This is a genomic window from Cocleimonas flava (genome assembly GCF_004339015.1).
In the GTDB taxonomy this organism is placed as follows: Bacteria; Pseudomonadota; Gammaproteobacteria; order Thiotrichales; family Thiotrichaceae; genus Cocleimonas; species Cocleimonas flava.
Genome location: NZ_SMFQ01000004.1, coordinates 683,253 through 702,014, shown reverse-complemented (window position 1 = coordinate 702,014; position 18,762 = coordinate 683,253). Strand labels below are relative to the sequence as shown.

Genomic DNA, 18,762 nt, shown 5'->3' with positions numbered 1-18,762 from the left:
TTTTCTTTGAGCAGAACGTTAAAAAATTGACTTGGGCTTTTCTGTTTTAGGCGTATCCTTATACAATAATTTTAAACGATGATCTGCGAATGAGTCCTCAATTACCTATCCTGATACAAGCCGCGCGCTTTCTTGAAAATATGAGTTACGAGCAGTTGCCAAAAGACGTGGTCGAATTGGCGAAACGTGCCGTGCTTGATTACATCGGGGTTGCCATTCCTGGCAGCAGTCAGGCTGTTACCCAAAATTTAATGCACTGGGCAAGTGTTAGGAGCTGGGGCAAATCCGCTTCTATCATTGGTAGTGATCTCAAAATGGATATTGAACATGCTGCATTGATCAATGCGGCGGCAGGACATGCGCTTGATTTTGACGATACCAGCTGGGCAACGATCGGACATCCAACGACAGTCATACTAGCAGCATTGTTGGCGGTTGCAGAGGAGCGGGGTAGCTCAGGGAAAGAACTACTTCTTGCCTATATTGCTGGTGTAGAGGTCGCGCACAAAGTGGCCGATTTGATGATGCCGGAGGCATCTGAACGCGGTTGGCATACGACTGGGATTTTTTACACATTTGGAACAGCCGCAGCAACGTGCCAGTTAATGGGCTTAGATGAAGAAATGACTGTCCGTGCTTTAGCGCTTTCGCTGTCACGAGCCAGTGGCATACGTAGTAATTTTGGTACTCAATCAAAACCTTATCATGCGGGAATGGCAGCCAAAGCAGGTTTGGAAGCGGTCAGTCTGGCGCAGTCGGGCGTAACATCCTCCCCGATGGCACTTGAAGGACAGGATGGTTTTATACAATGCTTTGCTGGTGATACCTTAGCGAGTAAGGCGAGAAATGCTTCTAAGCCCATTATGTTTGGAGAGGGATGGGATATTTCTACCCGAGGCTACGCGTTCAAAAAATACCCAAATTGCAGTGGGAATCATCCTGCCTGTGATGTGTTGCTCGAATTACTCGAAGACAATCAGCTCGAAAACAAAAACATAGATTGGGAAGATATCAAATCCATTCATTGCGGTGTGAGCTTACTTGGCCCTAAAGAGTTGGTGTCTCATCAACCCAAGACACCCGTTGAAGCTCGATTTTCTTTAGAGTTCTCTGTTGCTGCTGCTTTGATCTATGGTCAAATTACATTGAGTGAATTTACCGAAGAGAAAATTCAAGATCCTAGAGTCCAGTCATTGATGCAATGTATCACCATGGAGGTTGACGAAGATCTTGCCAAGCTCGGATTTATTGGCACTGCACCAATAAAGATCTGGATCAACAAAAAAGATGGGGAACAGTTATTTCTAGAGAACGATCTGGCTAGAGGTAATCATGAAAAGCCGTTTACGGATGAAGAGTTTATCGAGAAATTCAGTAAATGCGTTCAGGGCAGAGTGGGGGAAACCCAACTCAATAAGTTGATCGACATGCTCTTTAATCTAGAACAGCTTGGGTCGATTACTGATCTATTCAAACTCTTAGAGCTGAATCAAAAAGGCTAACAACATTCAATTCCAGCAATAAAAAAAGCCTCTAAAGTAGGGGGGTGACCTTAAGAATTATGAATGAGTATTTATTCCGGGTAGGGATTCGCGTCAATTTCATTTAAAAGCCTGTTGAGTTCATCCTGCCAATCACTTTTTAACTTTTGCGCCAGTTTAGATAATGGTCTGAAGTTTGACGATAACACCGCGTATTCATAGCGAAGGTTTTCCTTCAACGGTCTGAAAACGACTTTTCCGTGTGAACTATTCATTTTCATTTCTGTTACCGCGGTTAAAGGATCGGTTATCGCAACACATTGGCCCGCACTGACAAACTGTAATGCGGGTAAAAATGTCTGACTATCTACAATTTGATTAAACGAGAGTCCTTGTTCATCAAATAGACGATTCACGCGTTCGGTGTTGATGTGTTGTTTCATCAGCCCGCCCATGGGGAGATTATCCAGATCAGAAATGCTGATTATTTTTTTGCGTGTCAGAATATGATCCTGAGGCAGGGCAACAAAGCAGTCTGCGGAAAACTTTTCTATGGAGTATTGGCCTGCTTCACCATTCAGATTTGCAGCATCAGCAAAACCAAAATCTATACTTTGAGTGGCTGCTAATTCATGAACCTGGTTTGAAGAATGGGCGAATAAGGTGACTTTAATGTGTGGGTTGTCTCCAATACTACGACTGATAAAGCGTGGGAAAAGGTAGGTTGCAGGTCCGGGCATGGCGGCGATCCTCAAACTTCCCATCTCTGCGTTCTGCATACTATGCAGGGTGCGTTCAATCGTTGAAACACGTTTCAAAATAGCCTGTGCTTCTTCCATAAAGTAAAAGGCTTCGGGAACAGCAACCAGTTGCCTTCCTTGTCGTTCAAATAATTTAAAGCCAATGGAGTCTTCAAGGTTTCTTATCGATAAACTTATCGCCGGTTGCGTCCTGTGGAGCAAAACGGCAGTTTTAGAAATAGAGCCAGTTTTCATGACTTCGGTAAACACTTTTAGCTGGGTTAGGTTCATATAATCATCGTAAGAAATTAATAGTAAGTATTTTCATATAAGTAAAACTTCATAAAAAGCAATATAAACAAATTAGTATTTATATTGCAAGCGACTACACTCTTATCATCGCAAACCTGAATTACGGTGGTTAAGCGTGATTTTTTTAATTTAACAGGAGTATAACGATGTCCATGAGTTCCAAGTTAGCAAGTGCGTTGCTTGCCACAATAGTTACAGCCGGACCAGCAATAGCGGCTGATCCCACATTCTTTCGTATAGGTACAGGTGGTGCTGGTGGCACTTACTTCCCTATCGGTGGAACCATTGCCAATGGTATTTCTGCTCCTCCTGGCTCACGCCCTTGTGAGAAAGGTGGTCAGTGTGGTGTTCCTGGTTTAATCGCTATCGCACAATCTACAACAGCTTCTGTATTCAATAATGCAGCTGTGGAAAACGGTGAGTTAGAAGCAGGTCTTGCTGCAGCTGATGTCACACGCGCCATGTTCAAAGGTGAAGGTAAATTTGAAGGTAAACCACACCCGAAGTTACGTATTGTGGCAAATCTGTATCCGGAAGATTTACATTTAGTTATGCCAAAAGGCAAAACGATTAAAGATTTGGGTGATTTAAAGGGTAAACGTGTCGGTATTGCTCAAGCAGGTTCTGGTACCCAGGTTGCAGTATTGCAGATGCTAGATAAGTGGGGCGTCAATCGCGATAATATGGAAGAGGCTGAGTTAAATAACTCACAATCTGCAGAACGTTTGGCTGACGGACAGATCGATGCGTACTTTTATGCGGCTGGTTGGCCGGTTGCTGCAATGATACAACTTGCTTCTACAAAGGGTATGAGCTTGCATTCATTTACTGATGAAGATTTAGCTAAAATCAATGAAGCTGTTCCAGCTTATATCCCTTCAATGATTCCAGGAGGGGTTTATGAGGGGGTAGATAAGGATGTTAAGACGCCAGCTGTAAGTGCCCTATTGGTTGTTTCTTCAGATTTATCAGAAGATATGGTTTACAAACTAACGTCTGCGTTATGGAACGATAATACGCGTAAACTGTTAGACAATGGTCATGCCAAGGGTAAACAAATCACGTTGGAAACAGCACTCGATGGTATCAGTGCGCTTGGTGTTCCTTTACATCCTGGTGCAGAAAAGTTCTATAAAGAAAAAGGCAAACTCTAAGCCTATTCGTTTTTTCAGTTAAAAAAATGATGTTGAAAAGTGACCAGGTATCTCGATAAATTCGAGATACCCCGGTTTACCCTACCCAATAACAATTGACCAAGTTGCAGCATTAATATGAATCAAAATACCAAACAAAATACAGATGACCTCACAGCAGAAGAGCTTGAAGCGATTGAGCGTAAATATGATGAGAGTAGCGCAACGCGTGCTGTAACCAATAGGGCAGGTTCTATTTTACGTGTAGTTGCATTAGTATTTGCTGCTTATCACTATATTACTGCTGGTTTTGGTTTGCCTGCAGATCACTGGCACATGGGCTGGCATTTGTCTGGCTTGTTTATACTGACCTATGCATTTTTCCCGGTTTTTAATACAAAGGGTTTATTCAAGCTAAAGTCCACACCTTTCAGAATCGGGAATATTCCTATTTATGATCTGATACTGATGATACTTGGGGTGTCAGCTGCGCTTTATCTTGGGTTTGCATGGCGTGGAGTGCCGTTTTTAGGGATAGAAGAACAAACGTTCAGAATGGGCAATCCAAATAAGTTCGATTTGTTCTTTGGTGTGATTATTATTTTGTTGGTGCTTGATATTGCGCGTCGTACGCTGGGTTGGGTGCTGCCATTTATCATTGCAGTGTTTATATCTTATGCTTTATTGGGGCCTTATTTCCCCGGTTTACTGCAACATCCAGGGGTTAAATTTAATACGTTTGTATCTTCCATGTATTTCCCGCAAGAGGGTATTTTTGGTGTCACACTCTGGGTTGTATCAACCATCGTGTTTCACTTTGTTTTATTTGGGGTTATTGCACAACGTACCGGATTAGGTCAGTTGTTTATCGATAACGCCACGATTCTCGCAGGACGATATACAGGTGGCCCTGCAAAAGTGTCTGTTATTTCTTCTGCTTTCTTTGGCACGATATCAGGTTCATCGGTTGCCAATACGGTTTCTACAGGGGCACTGACTATTCCTAATATGAAGCGTTTGGGTTATCCCGGACATTTCGCCGGTGGGGTAGAGGCTGCTGCATCTGCAGGTGGTCAAATCACACCACCTATTATGGGTGCAGCTGCATTTATTATGGCTGAGTTTTTAGAACTGCCGTATACCACAATTATTATTGCCGCTATTTTTCCTGCATTTTTACATTATGTCGGTGTATTTACCGTTGTCCATTTGATGGCGCGTAAGCTCGATCTCAAGGGCTTAACTAAAGAACAATTGCCTTTGTTAAAAGAAGTCTGGAGCAAGGGCTGGGCAAATATCATTCCGCTTATTGGTTTATTAGCTGTTTTATTTGCCGGGTATACCCCATTTATGTCAGCTTTCTGTGGAATTTCGTTGGCTATCGTTACAGGTATGTCGCGCATAAAACAACCGATAACAATGGTATATGCCGCGGCGTTCATCGCTTTTGTTGTCTGGAAGTTTTCCAATGAAGGCTTTAGCGGAACAATGTCTCTGATTTTAATCGCGGGTGCTCTAGTCGGAACACTGAATCCTGTAGAGCGTACAAAACTCCCTGAAATGTCGGAGTCTGTGCAACTGGGCGTTAAATATGCCTTAGCTGTAGGTGCTGCATCTGCTGCTGTGGGTATCGTAGTAGGTGTTATTAACACTACGGGTATCGGTTTTCGTATCGGGTTTATGGTAACGCAGGGGGCTGGTGCTTTAGCGTCTGATTTCCACTCAATAGTCAGTCTTGGTTCGCTAAACCTGTTTTCTGTAGAAGATTTACAGCTCTTTATCTCACTTGTTTTCATTGCGATTGCTTGTATTTTAATGGGAGCAGGTATCCCGACTACCGCGTTGTATATCATGCTGGTTTCTGTAGCTCAGCCTGCATTGGCACAGTTAGGTATACCGCCAATAGCGAGTCATCTATTTGTTCTTTATTACGGGGTAGTCGCTGAGATAACCCCACCGGTCTGTACCTCCGCTTATGCCGCAGCAGCCATTGCAAACTCTAATCCTTTCCGAACCGGTATTTCGGCATTCACACTCGGATTGGGTAAAATCATTGCGCCCATGGCTTTTGTCTACGCACCTGTATTATTGATTGTTTCCTCTGCTGGTTTTGATTTGTGGACATTTACATACTCTGCCGTGAGTTGTGTGATGGGGGTCATCTGTTTGTCTGCAGCTGTGGTTGGGTTCTGGTTAGCACCAATGGGAGTGATTGCACGTATTCTGGCTGCTATTGCCGGGTTGGTGTTTGTGGCGCCATCTTTAAGCGCGGATCTTGCTGCGCTCATTATCGTTTCTCCTGTGATCATCACGCAGGTTTTAAGTAAGCGAAGCGCAGTGTTGGTTTGATGATTGCCATGAATAAAGAACCTGTCACTATTATCGGCGCTGGCATAGTTGGTATCTGCTGTGCGCTATCGCTTGCAAAACGCGGAGTACCCGTTCGACTGATTGATCGCGATCAACCAGGTCAGGGAACATCTTTTGGGAATGCCGGAGTTATTTCGCCTTGGTCAATCATACCGATGGCATTACCTGGTCTGTGGAAAAAAATACCGAGTTTACTGTTAAGTCGTGATCGACCTTTGTCTGTGAGCCCTGAATTCTGGCCTCAAATGATTTCATGGGGGAGTAAGTTATTATTAAATTCGAATGAAGAGTCAGTGCGTAAAACAGCCGATACCATGTCTTATTTGTGCGGCCCTTCAATCGAATTATTCCGTGAACACCTAATGGGAACGGGTCACGAAAATCTCATCGTGGATAGTTATTACGTGCATGTATTTCGGGATGCGAACAAGGTAAGTCTGGATAATCTTGATTACCGTATTCGTCTCGAAAAAGGCGGAGATCTTGAATTAATTACCGATAATGAGTTGAGACGTTTTGAACCAGCGTTGTCCCCTAAGTACAAAGCAGCCGTTATCATCAAGGGTCAGGCCAGGACTTTATCCCCTGGTAAGTTGAGTGAAGTATTGGTTGAAAAAGCAAAATCTTTAGGGGTTGAGGTTATTAATCTAGATGTGTCTTCGATCCGAAAACAGGCCGATGGTTGGGAAATTGAAGGAAATGGCAGTCACTTAACGAGCAGTAGGGTAATACTTGCAGCGGGTGTCTGGTCTAAAAAATTATTGGAGCCGTTAGGCGTGAAGGTGCCATTGGCTACCGAGCGTGGTTATCATATCGAAATATCTGATCCTCAAGTCGAGTTGAATAATTCGATTATGGATATGGAGGCAAAGATTGTTGCTAGCACAATGATGAATGGTTTACGTCTGGCTGGAGCCGCAGAATTTGCTCATCCTGATAAACCTGCCGATCAAAGTAGAGAAGGTTTATTAACCACTCAAGCTAAGACGATGTTTCCTGATTTGAATGTTGGTAAAACAAATTTCTGGATGGGGCGTCGTCCATCATTTCCTGATAGTTTACCTATGTTGGGTGAAATTGAGGGACAGAAAGACTTTTATGCGGCATTCGGACACTCCCATTTTGGGTTAATGATGGCACCTAAAACGGGCGAAGTCTTAGCAGATATTTTAACCGGTAAAAAACCTGATTTTGATATGAAAGCATTTTCTCTCAGACGTTTTAAAATGACTAACGGGGCAAGTACATGATTTTAAAAGGTGGGCCTAACTATTACGGAGTAACAATAGGGGTGCTGTGTCTGGAATCTTACTTTCCTAAACCTCCCGGTCATATTAAAAATCAAGAAGGCTTAGGTTTTCCTGTGCTCTATGAAACCATTCGTGGCGCAACTATTGCAAAACTAATTGAACAACCTAGTGCTGAATATATTGCCCCATTTATTGAGGCAGCAAAGCGTTTAGAAAAAGAAGGCGTGGGTGCAATTACAGGTAGTTGTGGGTTTCTAGCCTTGTTTCAGAAAGAACTTGCTGATGCCGTAAATATTCCCGTATTTGCATCAAGTCTAATACAAGTGCCGCTTGCTTATCACATGTTAGGAAACAACAAAATTGTAGGCGTACTGACTGCCAATGCTTCAAAATTGACCAAAAAACATTTCGCCGCAGTAGGGGCGGGAGATATTCCTGTTGCTATTCAAGGTTTAGAAGATTCAACAGAATTTCGTGAAGTCATACTGGAAGGAAAACGTGATGATATGAATATCACGCTTATTGAAGAAGAGGTAATGCAGGCAGTCAAAAAGTTACAAAAAAGTTCTCCAAATATGGGTGCCTTGGTTCTAGAGTGCACCGATTTGCCACCATTCTCAGCTCAGATACAACAGCAATTAAACATCCCTGTTTTTGATTTAACGACACTTACAAAAATGGTGCATGATGTGGTTTTACGCAAACCTTATTCAGGGTCGATGAAAACAGTGTGAATCTATCTGATTAATTTATATGCTCTTTTAATCTGGCTTATCAGTAACTATCCTTCAAAAATAATAGATATACCACTAGGGAAAAATAAAAAGACTGATTTTCTGACAACACGTTTTATCTCTACTACGATTGATTTATTAAATGAAATTGTAGAGATTAGTTGCCACCTGATTTGATCAATTTTCTTTTATGTTTTTTAGCGTATTTTTGTGGCATATATTAAAGAGGATTCATGATGATTAAACCTATCTTAAGTAAACTTGTAAGCGCTTCCGTGCTTTGTGCAATAGCGATGAGTAGCCAGGTTGCTCAAGCTGACGCGATTGATGATATTAAGAAAAGCGGTGTTTTAAAAGTAGCAGTAAAAGCCGACTACAAACCTTATGGTTTCCGTGATCCTTCTGGTGCAATCATAGGAATCGAGCCTGAATTAGCAAAAGATGTTGCTGATCGTTTAGGTGTAAAGGTTGAATATGTACCGGTCGTAAGCTCAAATAGAATGCAATTTTTGGAGCAGGGTAAGGTTGATTTAATGATTGCGACAATGACTGATAAGCCAGATCGTCGTAAGGTTGTTTCAATCGTAGACCCTAATTATTACTCATCAGGTACGAATATTTTAGCCCCAGCGAAATACGGCTTCAAGAAATGGGAAGATCTAAAGGGTAAACCAGTTTGTGGTATTCAAGGTGCTTTCTATAACAAGAAAACCGGTAAAGAATATGGTGCTCAAATCGTAGCCTTTAAAGGAACGGCTGAAGCGTATGCTGCATTAAAAGGCGGTAACTGTGTAGCATTTGTGTACGATGATTCGGCAATTGTTGCTAAAACCAAGGATCCTGCTTGGGAAGGTTATGAAATGCCATTGAAAACTATTGATGATGCACCATGGGGTTTAGCGGTTAAATTAGGCGAGACTAAATTCCATGAGTTAATGAGTGATCAAATCAAGAGCTGGCATAAGTCTGGTCGTATTCTTGAGCTTGAGAAAAAATGGGGTGTAGAAAACACGCCTTTTGCATTAAAAATGCATGAAGAGTACAAATAAGCTTTAGTCCTTTGCTAAAGTTTATCCTAATGGGTGGAATTTGATTTCAAGTTTCACCCATTTCTATTTGTTTTAATATCCAATACTGAGATTCATGCATGGAATCATTTTTTGAATGGTTTAAATTACTCTATGATAATACGGGTATAAACCTACCTTTTTTATACGATAGTTACGATCGGGACCGCATGTGGAATGGGTTCCTGATGACAATTAAGTTATCCGTTGTCGCCTTATTTTTCTCCATAATTATTGGGATAATAGGCGCATGGTTACAAAACTCACCGCTGAAATGGACACGCCGAATTGTTAATGGCTATATCCAGATATTTAGAAATACACCTCCCTTGGTGCAACTTTATTTCTTCTATTTCGCGATAGGCGCTCTGTTGCCAAAAGTCTCTAATGGTTATGGTGGCGAAGTCCCCATTTTAGGTGGATTTGCCTGGGCCGCTATTTCGCTGTCATTCTTTGCTGGTGCATTTAATGTAGAAATATTCCGTTCGGGAATGGAAGCTGTTCCAAAATCTACAACTGAAGCCGCTGAAGCATTGGGCTTTTCTCGTCTTCAGATTTATAAAGATATTACGCTGCCTTTGGCATTTCGCGTGGTATTACCAGCGTTAAATAATAACCTGGTTAATCTGGTTAAAACGACGACCTTGGCGTACGCGATTGCGGTGCCGGAAATGCTCTACGAGTCCAATCAAATCTGGTCAGATAATGTCAATGTCACCGAGATGATGATCTTCTTATTACTCGCATACTTCTTCCTGGTAGGTATTTTAGTCTGGGGTATGAATCGTTGGGAAAGATCGCTTAAAATTCCGGGGTTTGGCACATGAATCAGTCTTATTACAATGGCTTTAATAGCCGCAAAAGAAAGCAGGAATATAAAACCGATCTGCCAGTCATGATCACTCCTGAGGTTAAAGAACCCGGTTCAATTCTGTCGAGTCTAAGCGCTTATATTTTCAAGCCTTGGCATGGCTTTGTGATCCTGTTCTTTTGTATGGTTTCATCAAGTATTGCCTTTGGTGTCGATGACAATGCCAAGTCTTCGATTGCAGAAGTATTGTGGCGCTGGATGCCGTTGTTACTGAAAGGTTTTATCTTCAATATCGTGATCTCTATTTGTGCGATGGCAATTGGAACGGCTGCAGGCGCAGCACTCGGCTTAGGTCAAATTTCATTGAATAAATGGGTGCGCAGGGTTTCGTGGTTTATCACTCAATTTTTCCGTAATTCACCGTGGTTGGTTTTACTCTTTTTCGCGATGTTCTTACTACCGTTTGAAATAAACATTGGCGGATTAGCTATACCGTTACCTGACTGGGTAAAAGCCATCATTGGCTTATCATTACCCGTTATGGCGAATGTTTCAGAGATCGTTCGCGGTGCCGTTGTATCGCTACCGAGTGGTCAATGGGAAGCTGCAGAAAGTCTGGCATATACACGCAGACAAACGCTGTGGTTAATCATCTTGCCGCAATGTGTAAAACGCATGTTACCGCCATGGATGAACCTCTACGCGATACTTACGATGGCAACCGTATTGGCATCTATCGTTGGTGTATCAGAGGTAATGACGCTTACGGGACAAGCATTGGCAGCAGAAGGTGGTAGAACGGATTTACTCGCGCCATTCTATTCATTTGTACTGTTGATTTTCTTTATGTATTGCTACCCGATTGCACGCTGGACAGTGCGTTTAGAAAAGAAATTCTCAGTGATAGGTTAAGGAGCGTTTTCTTAAGAAAATACTCTTTAAGAAAAAGTAATAAACACACTGTTGTTCTTCAGAACAACAGTGTGATTAAAAGTCAAAGGAATAATATATATGAACTGGGATGACAGCATGCCAATGGTTTCGATTAAGGATGTGCACAAAGCATTCGGTGATCTTGAAGTTTTGAAAGGTGTCTCGATGGACATAAAAAAAGGTGAAGTGGTGTGTATTATTGGACCATCTGGTTCTGGTAAATCGACACTGATTCGCTGTATCAATGCGCTTAACGATATCCAGCAGGGATCAATTTTAGTTGAAGGGCAAGAAGTCAATGATCCTAATCTCGACAAGCTAGAGCTTCGAAAAAAAGTGGGAATGGTGTTTCAACAATACAACCTTTTTCCGCATAAAACCGCGCTTGAAAATGTCATGATGGCGCCCATTCGCGTATTGAAACAAAGTAAAGCTGAAGTAGAAAAAACGGCAAGAGCACTGATTAAAAAAGTACGTCTTGAAGGCAAAGAGGATAGCTATCCGGGTGAGCTCTCTGGTGGTCAGCAGCAACGTGTTGCTATCGCGCGATCACTGGCAATGAATCCTGATGTAATGCTGTTTGATGAAGTCACCGCGGCACTCGACCCTGAAACGGTTAATGAAGTTTTACAAACGATAAAAGACCTGGCGGAAGAGGGCATGACTTGTATTCTGGTAACCCATGAAATGAATTTCGCGAGAGAAGTGGCTGATCATATCTACTTTACGGACAGAGGTGTCATCGTCGAGCATGGCTCACCCACTAACTTTTTCGATGAAGCGAAAGATCCACGTACCAAAGAGTTTTTGAGTCAGATTCTTTAGTTAGGCACCCCCCTACTTATAAGGGGTTTTTTTATTAATCAATAGAAAAGCCTCTTTATATCCTCAACTATTTCCCTTAAATTTACGATTCTGCAAAGGTCGCGATAACTCTTATCGAATTCAGAATCATTCTATCTTTATTCTATCTTCTTACGGGCTTCATCCCACTAGCGGATAACGTCTCACTAATTTAAATGGCTCATGGTAGTTGGTTTGGTGAAACAAACAGATTTGGTCGACGTGGAAGGGCTTTCCTAAAAAAGATCTGAATAATTGTTTGAGACATTTACGAACAATCTTGATGTCTTTTTTCTTCAATTGATTACTCAGCGTCATGTGAAAATTAAACTCATCCATCACAAACGGATAACCCCATTTGTCTAACAGCTCGGTTTGATGGGGGGTTAAATTATCGGGATCTCTTCGTGCTCTCTCAATCTCTGTGTTGGGTGCGCGGAAATCTTCGAATGTGGTGACGCAATCAGACGCTAGAGCAGTTAATTTTTTACACGGTTTAATCGGGGTCAATGCTAAAAGCTTATCCATTTTTTTGATTTTTAGTGGTTTGCATTTAAATGGACGATAGTTTTTGCTGAATTCATCCAGAGCTGATTCTAGCTCTTCAATATTTTTGCCCGATTGCAGTCTGAATGGTGCTTTAAGTGTTGCGTGAAAACCGTACTTTTTAGGATTTGTCGAAAATTTAGCTAATTCATCCAGGTCACGGTGGTAAACAGTTTTTTCAAAGTCTTCAATATGTCTGCCGGTGCATACATCGTACCCAAGCCACAAAGTTGCTAAGCGATAAACAGGATGATCCGTTGGCAGAGTGAAATAAATCGCATAGCGCTCCTGACTTTGTATGTCGCTTTCAGGTATCTGAGTAGATGAGCTAGGGTTATTCATTCTCGTTGATGTGTCCATAATAAAAAGTGGTTAGCAGTGATCTCTATTAAACCATCGTTACGATAGGTTTTAAATGACCTGAACCTGATTCTCCATCTATTTTTGAATTATCTGTTTTGAAAAAGCGGTGAGCCGTACTGATTAATCTTCCTAATAAAAGACTAGCTAGCATACGCATGTAGTGAGTTCAGTAGTGGAAGGTAGTGATCAAAATCTGCATTTGAATTTTCTGACGTTTTCCCACAATCATCAAATCGACTAAGTTGAACGGCTTCCTTGAAATACGGCTTGTTTTCAAACGCTTTGATTTGTTGCGTGTTTTGGTAGCGTCCGCCTTGTAGCTTTAAACTCTGTTTAGAAGTTGGGGAGAGGTCGTTATAGTAGTGACTATCAATGGTGCATAAATACCTTTTGGCCTCAACGTGATAGCGAACCGGCTGAAACACTTCGGGGCCAAAGAATTGACTTAAAATGATCGCGCCATGTACTTCGTGCACATCATCTCTGTCTTCAAGTGTCAGGTCAGTATCAAAAATTAAATGGCCAATGTCATGTAATAGACAGGCAGCAATCTGTGCATCGGTTGCAAAGTTTTGCTCAGCAAGTTTGGCAACTTGCACAGCATGTTGAAGCTGCGATAGCGCTTCGTTATATTTGTTTTGATTATCAGGCGTGTAGAACGCTTGTAATTCTGAGATTTTTCGCATTCTAAGCATCCTCTGTCTAAAAAGCAGAAGATAGTAGACGCTGAACATGACAAGAGTATTACAGATTTATGATTTTTCTATAAATTTAAATATGCGCCGTCTAGATTCAATCCTTACTTCGTTTTACTGTTTAAAAAAACTCCAAACATAAGAGAGTGTCTATAGATATAAGCTGAACTATAAGTTTTTTCATGGTCTGCATAAAATACTATGAATACTTGTGAGACTGTTTTGTATATAAGATATTATGGTGAATAATATATAGTGAACATCCGCTGGTGTGCACACTACTCACTAGTACTCACCTTTATAGAAGTTAAGAAATGACCAAGCTAATAAAAAAAATACGATCCTCCTGTTTACGATCATTTCTTATTATTATTTCCTTTTCGGTGTTTTCGCAATCTCATGCGGATCATGAAATTGTACTGTCTTATGCCAAAGAGTCGGCCTATCAATTAATGGCTAAACGCATACTTACGGAGGCTTATCATCAGATTGGTTTCAGTCTTAGCCTTGAAAAGTTACCTGCAATACGCTCGGGTTATTATGTCGAAGATGGTTCTGCGGATGGTTTATTAGCAAGAAGTCTCGGTATTAAAGCACAGCATCCAGATCTTATAATGATTTCTGTGCCAGTGGCTTATGACGTGATTTCTGTTTATGCCAAAAAGGATATAAAAGTAGAAGGATGGGAAAGTCTTTTACCTTATAATATTGGTTATGTTGCAGGCTCCAAAACGATTGAACAAAAAACACAAGGGATGAAATTTGAAGGGGTCAGATCTGAAACGCAAGGTTTAATCAAACTGGATCTGGGAAGGAGTGATGTGTTTATCGGATTAACCGGTGCTCAGTGTGTTATCAATAAACTGAATTTGTCAGATATTAAATCCTTAGATCCACCCTTGGAGACTGTGATTTTATTTCATTTTTTAAATAAAGAGCACAGTGAACTCGCTAAAAAATTAGAGCTGATTCTAAGAAATATGAAATCATCAGGACGAATCGAGGAGTTACAGAAACAATCTGTTTTAGAGTTTATGAATCAATGTTAATGTCTGTTTAATAATATAGTTAGAGTTTACTCTGGTAGAAGTTAATCAGCTAAGTATCGTTTTCATAATAGTTATTGAGGCAGCACTTATTATAAATTATGAATTTACACATTAATTCTAAACAAACAGGTTTTTATGCATAAGCTGCAACAGCTTTTCATCGCTGCTATTTTCGCTATTTCTACAATGGCGTCTATTTCAATTGCATCTCAACATGTTCACCCAAGCGTTTCTCAAGCAGAGCCCCAAGTGCAAAACGATAGTACTCCTGTTAACGATAGTACTCCTGATAACGATAGCCTAGATAGCGGTAACAAAATTGTTATTTCTCAGCCAGACCTTGATAGCTCATTATTTATAGAAACAGCCAGACGCATCCTTAAAGTCGCTTATTCGCGAATTGGAAAAGAAGTCGAATTTGAATTGTTCCCCCCAGAACGATCTTTAGTATTTGCTAACTCTGGGGTGACAGGTGGTGAGTTAGTGAGAATGACTGGGCTTCAAAGTGAATATCATAATTTGATAAAGATACCGATTTCGATTGTTTCAAATGAGATTTATGCGTATACCAAAAAACAGGATTTTGTCGTAGAAGGATGGGAAAGCCTTAAACCATACAAAATTGATTTTATTTTTGGTAATAAATTTGCAGAACAAAAAAGCAAGGGATTCAACTCAGCAAGAGTGAAAACGAGCTACCAGGGTTTAAGGAAATTAAGTGCCGACAGGAGTGATTTTTTTATTGGGGTATATGGCGTGAGATGTATCGCAAATAAATTCAAGTTTAACGATATAAAGGCATTAACTCCCATTTTAGATAACTTTCAGATGTACCATTATTTGCATAAACGTAACGAGTCTATTGCCGAACAACTAAAGTTAGAGCTGCTAAAAATGCAAAGAAGTGGTGAGATGGAATCAATACAAAAGGAAGCCAAAAAGGCGTTTCTGAGCCAGTGCCAATAAATTGCCAATCCGAAAATCATAAAGAATAAATCTCTTTTTCCCTCATTCACATTTCTTCTCTAATTCACTCTTCCTTCGCTTCCTTACAACTATCCAGTCGAAAGCGTTCAGCTTTATGATCACATTAAAAACAAAGGTAATGTGCGTTTAATAAACAAACGTAAAATAGCCTTCAAAGTAGGGGGGTGCCTTTAGTTAGTACATGCTGAGAAGTATTTCGACGCTAAGATTGCTTAAGCCCTCATTAGGGTTGTTTTGCTATAATCGGCAAAAAATAATAAAAAATGGCTTAAATGCATAAGCTTAAAAGAGCATAGGACTCGCTAACAATGAACGAAGAATACCAATACAAAGAAAGGCAAATAGAAAAAGATTCATCCAAAGAATTTCGTTTTGGCGAAGGCAAAATCAGCGGGGTTTTATCTCTGGTTTTAGGTGTTTTAAGTTTATTGGCGGTATTTGCGTATTTATACCCTTCATATCTCACCACAACCGATTTGCGTAAAACCTATGATGCGGGGCAATTACAAATAGTGCTCAAATACGGGATGTATTTTTCATTATTGTTTGGTGCGTTGACGCTGATATTGAATAAAGCCCGCTATAAATATTTTGGTCTGGCTGGCATTACACTGACCTTGATAGGCTTTGCTTTAGGCGGGTACAAAATACCTGTCGGGGCGGTTGAGCCTAAAGAGTTATCGTTAGGTGTCGATTGGTTAATACTCGCATTTTTAGGGTCAACTATCATTTTTATGGTGCTGGAAAAACTGTTCCCTAAATACCGTGATCAGATCATCATGCGTCCCGAATGGGATGTTGATCTGTTTTATTTTTGCTTTAATCATTTGGCTATCTCCGCAATCCTGATTTTTGGCAACTACCACGCCAGTCATTTTGATTGGGCATTAAGCCCATCGTTACAAGAATCTATTCAATCCATGCCGATTACGCTGCAAGTGATTTTAATTGTCTTGAGTGCTGATTTTGTCTTGTATTGGGAGCATCGGGCGTATCACGAAATTAAGCTGCTGTGGCCAGTACATGCGGTGCATCATTCGATTGAAAACATCGATTGGCTGGCAGGGTCACGCGGTCATTTCATTCAAGTATTTTCCGAACGCGCCATGGTGATGATTCCATTGTATTTATTAGGTGCCGATGAAACGGCGTTAAATGCTTATGTGGTATTTGCCGCCTTGCAAGCCATCCTGATTCACACGAATTTATCGATACCGTTTGGGCCATTGAAATACGTGTTCGTGACGCCACAATTTCATCATTGGCATCATAGTTCGGAAAAGCCCGCGATTGATACGAACTACTCAGCGCATACCGTTCTTTATGATCGATTATTTGGCACCTATCACTTGCCCGGAGAACATTGGCCGGCGGAATACGGCACCACTAAACGCATACCCAGAACGGTGATGGGACAGGTATTGCATCCTTTCTTTCCGAATAAGAATACGTCCGTGAAACAAATGAAAGACAAGTCTTAAAACATACTTCCATAGAACATGCTCTGAAGGTCATGTTCTAAAAAAGTCATACAATAAAACCTCAAACATAAAGCCAAACCCAAACCCAAACCCAAACATAAAAAAGCCCCCCAAAGTAGGGGGGTGACTTTGACCTATGTATGTTTTTCCAACATTACCCTTAACTATGATGATTATTTTCAAAACAAATCATTCACATAGGCTACAATCAAACCAACTGATCTAAGAAAAAAATTATACGTGTTACAAATAGATAATCTGCATAAAAGTTTCGGGTCCCTGGAAGTTATCAAGGGTGTTTCAATCGATGCTGCCAAAGGGGACGTAATATCCGTTCTAGGTCGCAGTGGTTCAGGTAAAAGTACCTTTCTACGCTGCATCAACTTTTTAGAAACCCCCACAGAAGGGACAATCAGTCTCAACGGTGAAGCTATTACGGTTAGCCCGAATAAAAAGGGTGACTCGGTCGCGAGCGACAAAGCACAAATTCGTCGTTTGCGCACAAAAATGCCGATGGTGTTCCAGCAGTTTAATCTCTGGTCTCACATGACTGTTCTAGACAATGTCACGATTGCATTAAAAACGGCCCTAAAACTTCCTAAAAAAGAAGCCAAACAACGCGCCGAAAAATACCTCGCACAAGTCGATATGATGGATCGACTGGATTATTACCCAGGCCAGTTATCTGGTGGTCAAATGCAGCGTGTGGCGATTGCCAGAGCGTTAGCGATGGAACCGGATATTTTATTATTTGATGAACCAACATCTGCACTCGATCCCGAGCTGGTTGAAGAAGTGCTGAATGTCATCAAGAAATTAGCCGAACAAGGGCTAACGATGCTGGTGGTTACGCATGAGATGGCATTTGCCAGAGATGTGTCTAACCGCGTTATTTTCTTCGATGATGGCGTTATTGTCGAAGACGGTCCCCCACAAGAAGTATTTACCAATCCTAAATCACCCCAATTTACGCAGTTTATTTCAAAGGAGTATTAGGTATTACTCAATATAACGATTTTTAACAGCCTGTTATATAAAGCGTTACACAGGAATTTGATACTTATAGAGTTTTTATTAAGCAAAATCTGAGATTCCTCAAAACAAACGCTCGTTTTTTGTCTAAGATAGACGAGTGTATTGATTAAATACATCAATTAAACCAATAGAAAAGGATTTACCTTATGAAAAAACGTTTAACTATTAGCTCATTGTTATTGAGTGTTTCTTTGCTTTTTACTGCATCGGCATTCTCAGAAACGCTACGCATCGGTGTTGAAGGCGCTTATCCTCCATTTAGTAAAGTAGATAAAGATGGAAAGCTTAGCGGTTTTGATATCGATATGGCTAACGCACTTTGTAAAGAAATGGGTGTTGAGTGTAAGCTAATCAAACAAGATTGGGATGGCATTATCCCAGCACTTATCGCTAAAAAGTACGATGCGATCGTGGCTTCTATGTCTATTACAGAAGAGCGTAAAGAGAAAGTTGATTTCACTAATCATTACTACAAATCACCTGCGCGTTTCATCCACAAAAAAGGTGCTGACCATGTGATCTCTGCTGAAGGCCTAAAAGGCAAGAGCGTAGGTGTTCAACGCGGTACTGTTTCTGACAAGTTTATCACTGGTACATTTGGCGAAGGCGTTGATATCAAACGTTACGGCACACAGGAAGAAGCGTACCTAGACTTAAATGCAGGTCGTTTAGACTTTGTATTCGCTGATGCATTCGTACTGCTTGAGTTCATCAACTCTGATAACGGAAAAGACTATGAGTTTATCGGTGATAGCTACACAGATCCGAAATACTTCGGTGAAGGTATCGGTATTGCAATACGCAAAGGTGATACAGAGCTAGCGAATAAATTCAATACAGCATTAGAAAACTTACGTAAGTCTCCTTACGATAAAGTTCGTGAAAAATACTTCGATTTCGACGTGTTTGGCGAATAAGATCTCTACCAGCCT

The 18,762-nt window shown here is 41.0% G+C and carries 17 protein-coding genes; 14 read left to right on the top strand and 3 right to left on the bottom strand.

What is annotated here, in order from left to right:
- Positions 1-89 precede the first annotated feature (89 nt).
- The gene (locus tag EV695_RS14895) at positions 90-1,502 is read left to right on the top strand and encodes an MmgE/PrpD family protein (RefSeq protein WP_131906764.1); all 1,413 of its coding nucleotides are present in this window, start codon (positions 90-92) and stop codon (positions 1,500-1,502) included.
- Positions 1,503-1,573: 71 nt separating this feature from the next.
- Here EV695_RS14895 and EV695_RS14890 read toward each other — a convergent pair whose 3' ends face one another.
- Positions 1,574-2,512 (bottom strand): LysR family transcriptional regulator, encoded by a 939-nt coding sequence (locus tag EV695_RS14890; RefSeq protein WP_131906763.1) that lies wholly within the window; start codon positions 2,510-2,512, stop codon positions 1,574-1,576.
- 173 nt (positions 2,513-2,685) lie between these two features.
- On the opposite strand from EV695_RS14890, the gene EV695_RS14885 reads away from it, so the two are divergent.
- The 8 genes from EV695_RS14885 (at position 2,686) to EV695_RS14850 (ending at position 11,656) form a co-directional block, all read left to right on the top strand.
- Complete coding sequence (locus EV695_RS14885) at positions 2,686-3,687, top strand: TAXI family TRAP transporter solute-binding subunit (protein ID WP_207907102.1); 1,002 nt, start codon at positions 2,686-2,688, stop codon at positions 3,685-3,687.
- 117 nt (positions 3,688-3,804) lie between these two features.
- Complete coding sequence (locus EV695_RS14880) at positions 3,805-6,015, top strand: TRAP transporter permease (protein ID WP_131906761.1); 2,211 nt, start codon at positions 3,805-3,807, stop codon at positions 6,013-6,015.
- A gap of 8 nt (positions 6,016-6,023) precedes the next feature.
- A complete protein-coding gene (locus EV695_RS14875; protein ID WP_131906760.1) occupies positions 6,024-7,286 on the top strand; it encodes an NAD(P)/FAD-dependent oxidoreductase in 1,263 nt (420 codons plus the stop codon).
- Entirely contained in the window at positions 7,283-8,020 is a 738-nt protein-coding gene (locus tag EV695_RS14870) for an aspartate/glutamate racemase family protein (RefSeq protein ID WP_131906759.1), read from the top strand. Before EV695_RS14875 ends, EV695_RS14870 begins: the two co-directional genes overlap by 4 nt.
- Before the next feature lie 233 nt (positions 8,021-8,253).
- On the top strand, positions 8,254-9,069 hold the full coding sequence (locus tag EV695_RS14865) for a transporter substrate-binding domain-containing protein (protein WP_131906758.1): 816 nt from the start codon (positions 8,254-8,256) through the stop codon (positions 9,067-9,069).
- 98 nt (positions 9,070-9,167) lie between these two features.
- Entirely contained in the window at positions 9,168-9,914 is a 747-nt protein-coding gene (locus EV695_RS14860; protein WP_131906757.1) for an amino acid ABC transporter permease, read from the top strand.
- Entirely contained in the window at positions 9,911-10,810 is a 900-nt protein-coding gene (locus EV695_RS14855; protein WP_207907101.1) for an amino acid ABC transporter permease, read from the top strand. Before EV695_RS14860 ends, EV695_RS14855 begins: the two co-directional genes overlap by 4 nt.
- A gap of 99 nt (positions 10,811-10,909) precedes the next feature.
- Positions 10,910-11,656, top strand: coding sequence for an amino acid ABC transporter ATP-binding protein (locus EV695_RS14850; protein ID WP_425545136.1), 747 nt, complete (start codon positions 10,910-10,912; stop codon positions 11,654-11,656).
- A gap of 159 nt (positions 11,657-11,815) precedes the next feature.
- Here the strand turns inward: EV695_RS14850 and EV695_RS14845 are convergent, their stop codons facing one another.
- Positions 11,816-12,562 carry a DUF1045 domain-containing protein gene (locus EV695_RS14845; protein ID WP_165874722.1) on the bottom strand — a complete coding sequence of 249 codons (747 nt, stop codon included), beginning with the start codon at positions 12,560-12,562 and terminating at the stop codon, positions 11,816-11,818.
- Positions 12,563-12,723: 161 nt separating this feature from the next.
- Complete coding sequence (locus tag EV695_RS14840; protein ID WP_165874721.1) at positions 12,724-13,269, bottom strand: HD domain-containing protein; 546 nt, start codon at positions 13,267-13,269, stop codon at positions 12,724-12,726.
- A gap of 323 nt (positions 13,270-13,592) precedes the next feature.
- Between EV695_RS14840 and EV695_RS14835 the strand changes: the two genes are divergently transcribed.
- The 5 genes from EV695_RS14835 to EV695_RS14815 all read left to right on the top strand — a co-directional run bounded on the left by EV695_RS14835 (position 13,593) and on the right by EV695_RS14815 (position 18,747).
- Complete coding sequence (locus tag EV695_RS14835; RefSeq protein ID WP_131906754.1) at positions 13,593-14,327, top strand: substrate-binding periplasmic protein; 735 nt, start codon at positions 13,593-13,595, stop codon at positions 14,325-14,327.
- Positions 14,328-14,462: 135 nt separating this feature from the next.
- Positions 14,463-15,293 (top strand): hypothetical protein, encoded by an 831-nt coding sequence (locus EV695_RS14830; protein ID WP_131906753.1) that lies wholly within the window; start codon positions 14,463-14,465, stop codon positions 15,291-15,293.
- A 329-nt stretch (positions 15,294-15,622) separates the two neighbouring features.
- Complete coding sequence (locus EV695_RS20430; RefSeq protein WP_131906752.1) at positions 15,623-16,795, top strand: sterol desaturase family protein; 1,173 nt, start codon at positions 15,623-15,625, stop codon at positions 16,793-16,795.
- Positions 16,796-17,035: 240 nt separating this feature from the next.
- Positions 17,036-17,791, top strand: coding sequence for an ABC transporter ATP-binding protein (locus EV695_RS14820; RefSeq protein WP_131906751.1), 756 nt, complete (start codon positions 17,036-17,038; stop codon positions 17,789-17,791).
- Positions 17,792-17,976: 185 nt separating this feature from the next.
- Entirely contained in the window at positions 17,977-18,747 is a 771-nt protein-coding gene (locus tag EV695_RS14815; protein ID WP_131906750.1) for an ABC transporter substrate-binding protein, read from the top strand.
- The last annotated feature ends 15 nt before the right edge of the window (positions 18,748-18,762 follow it).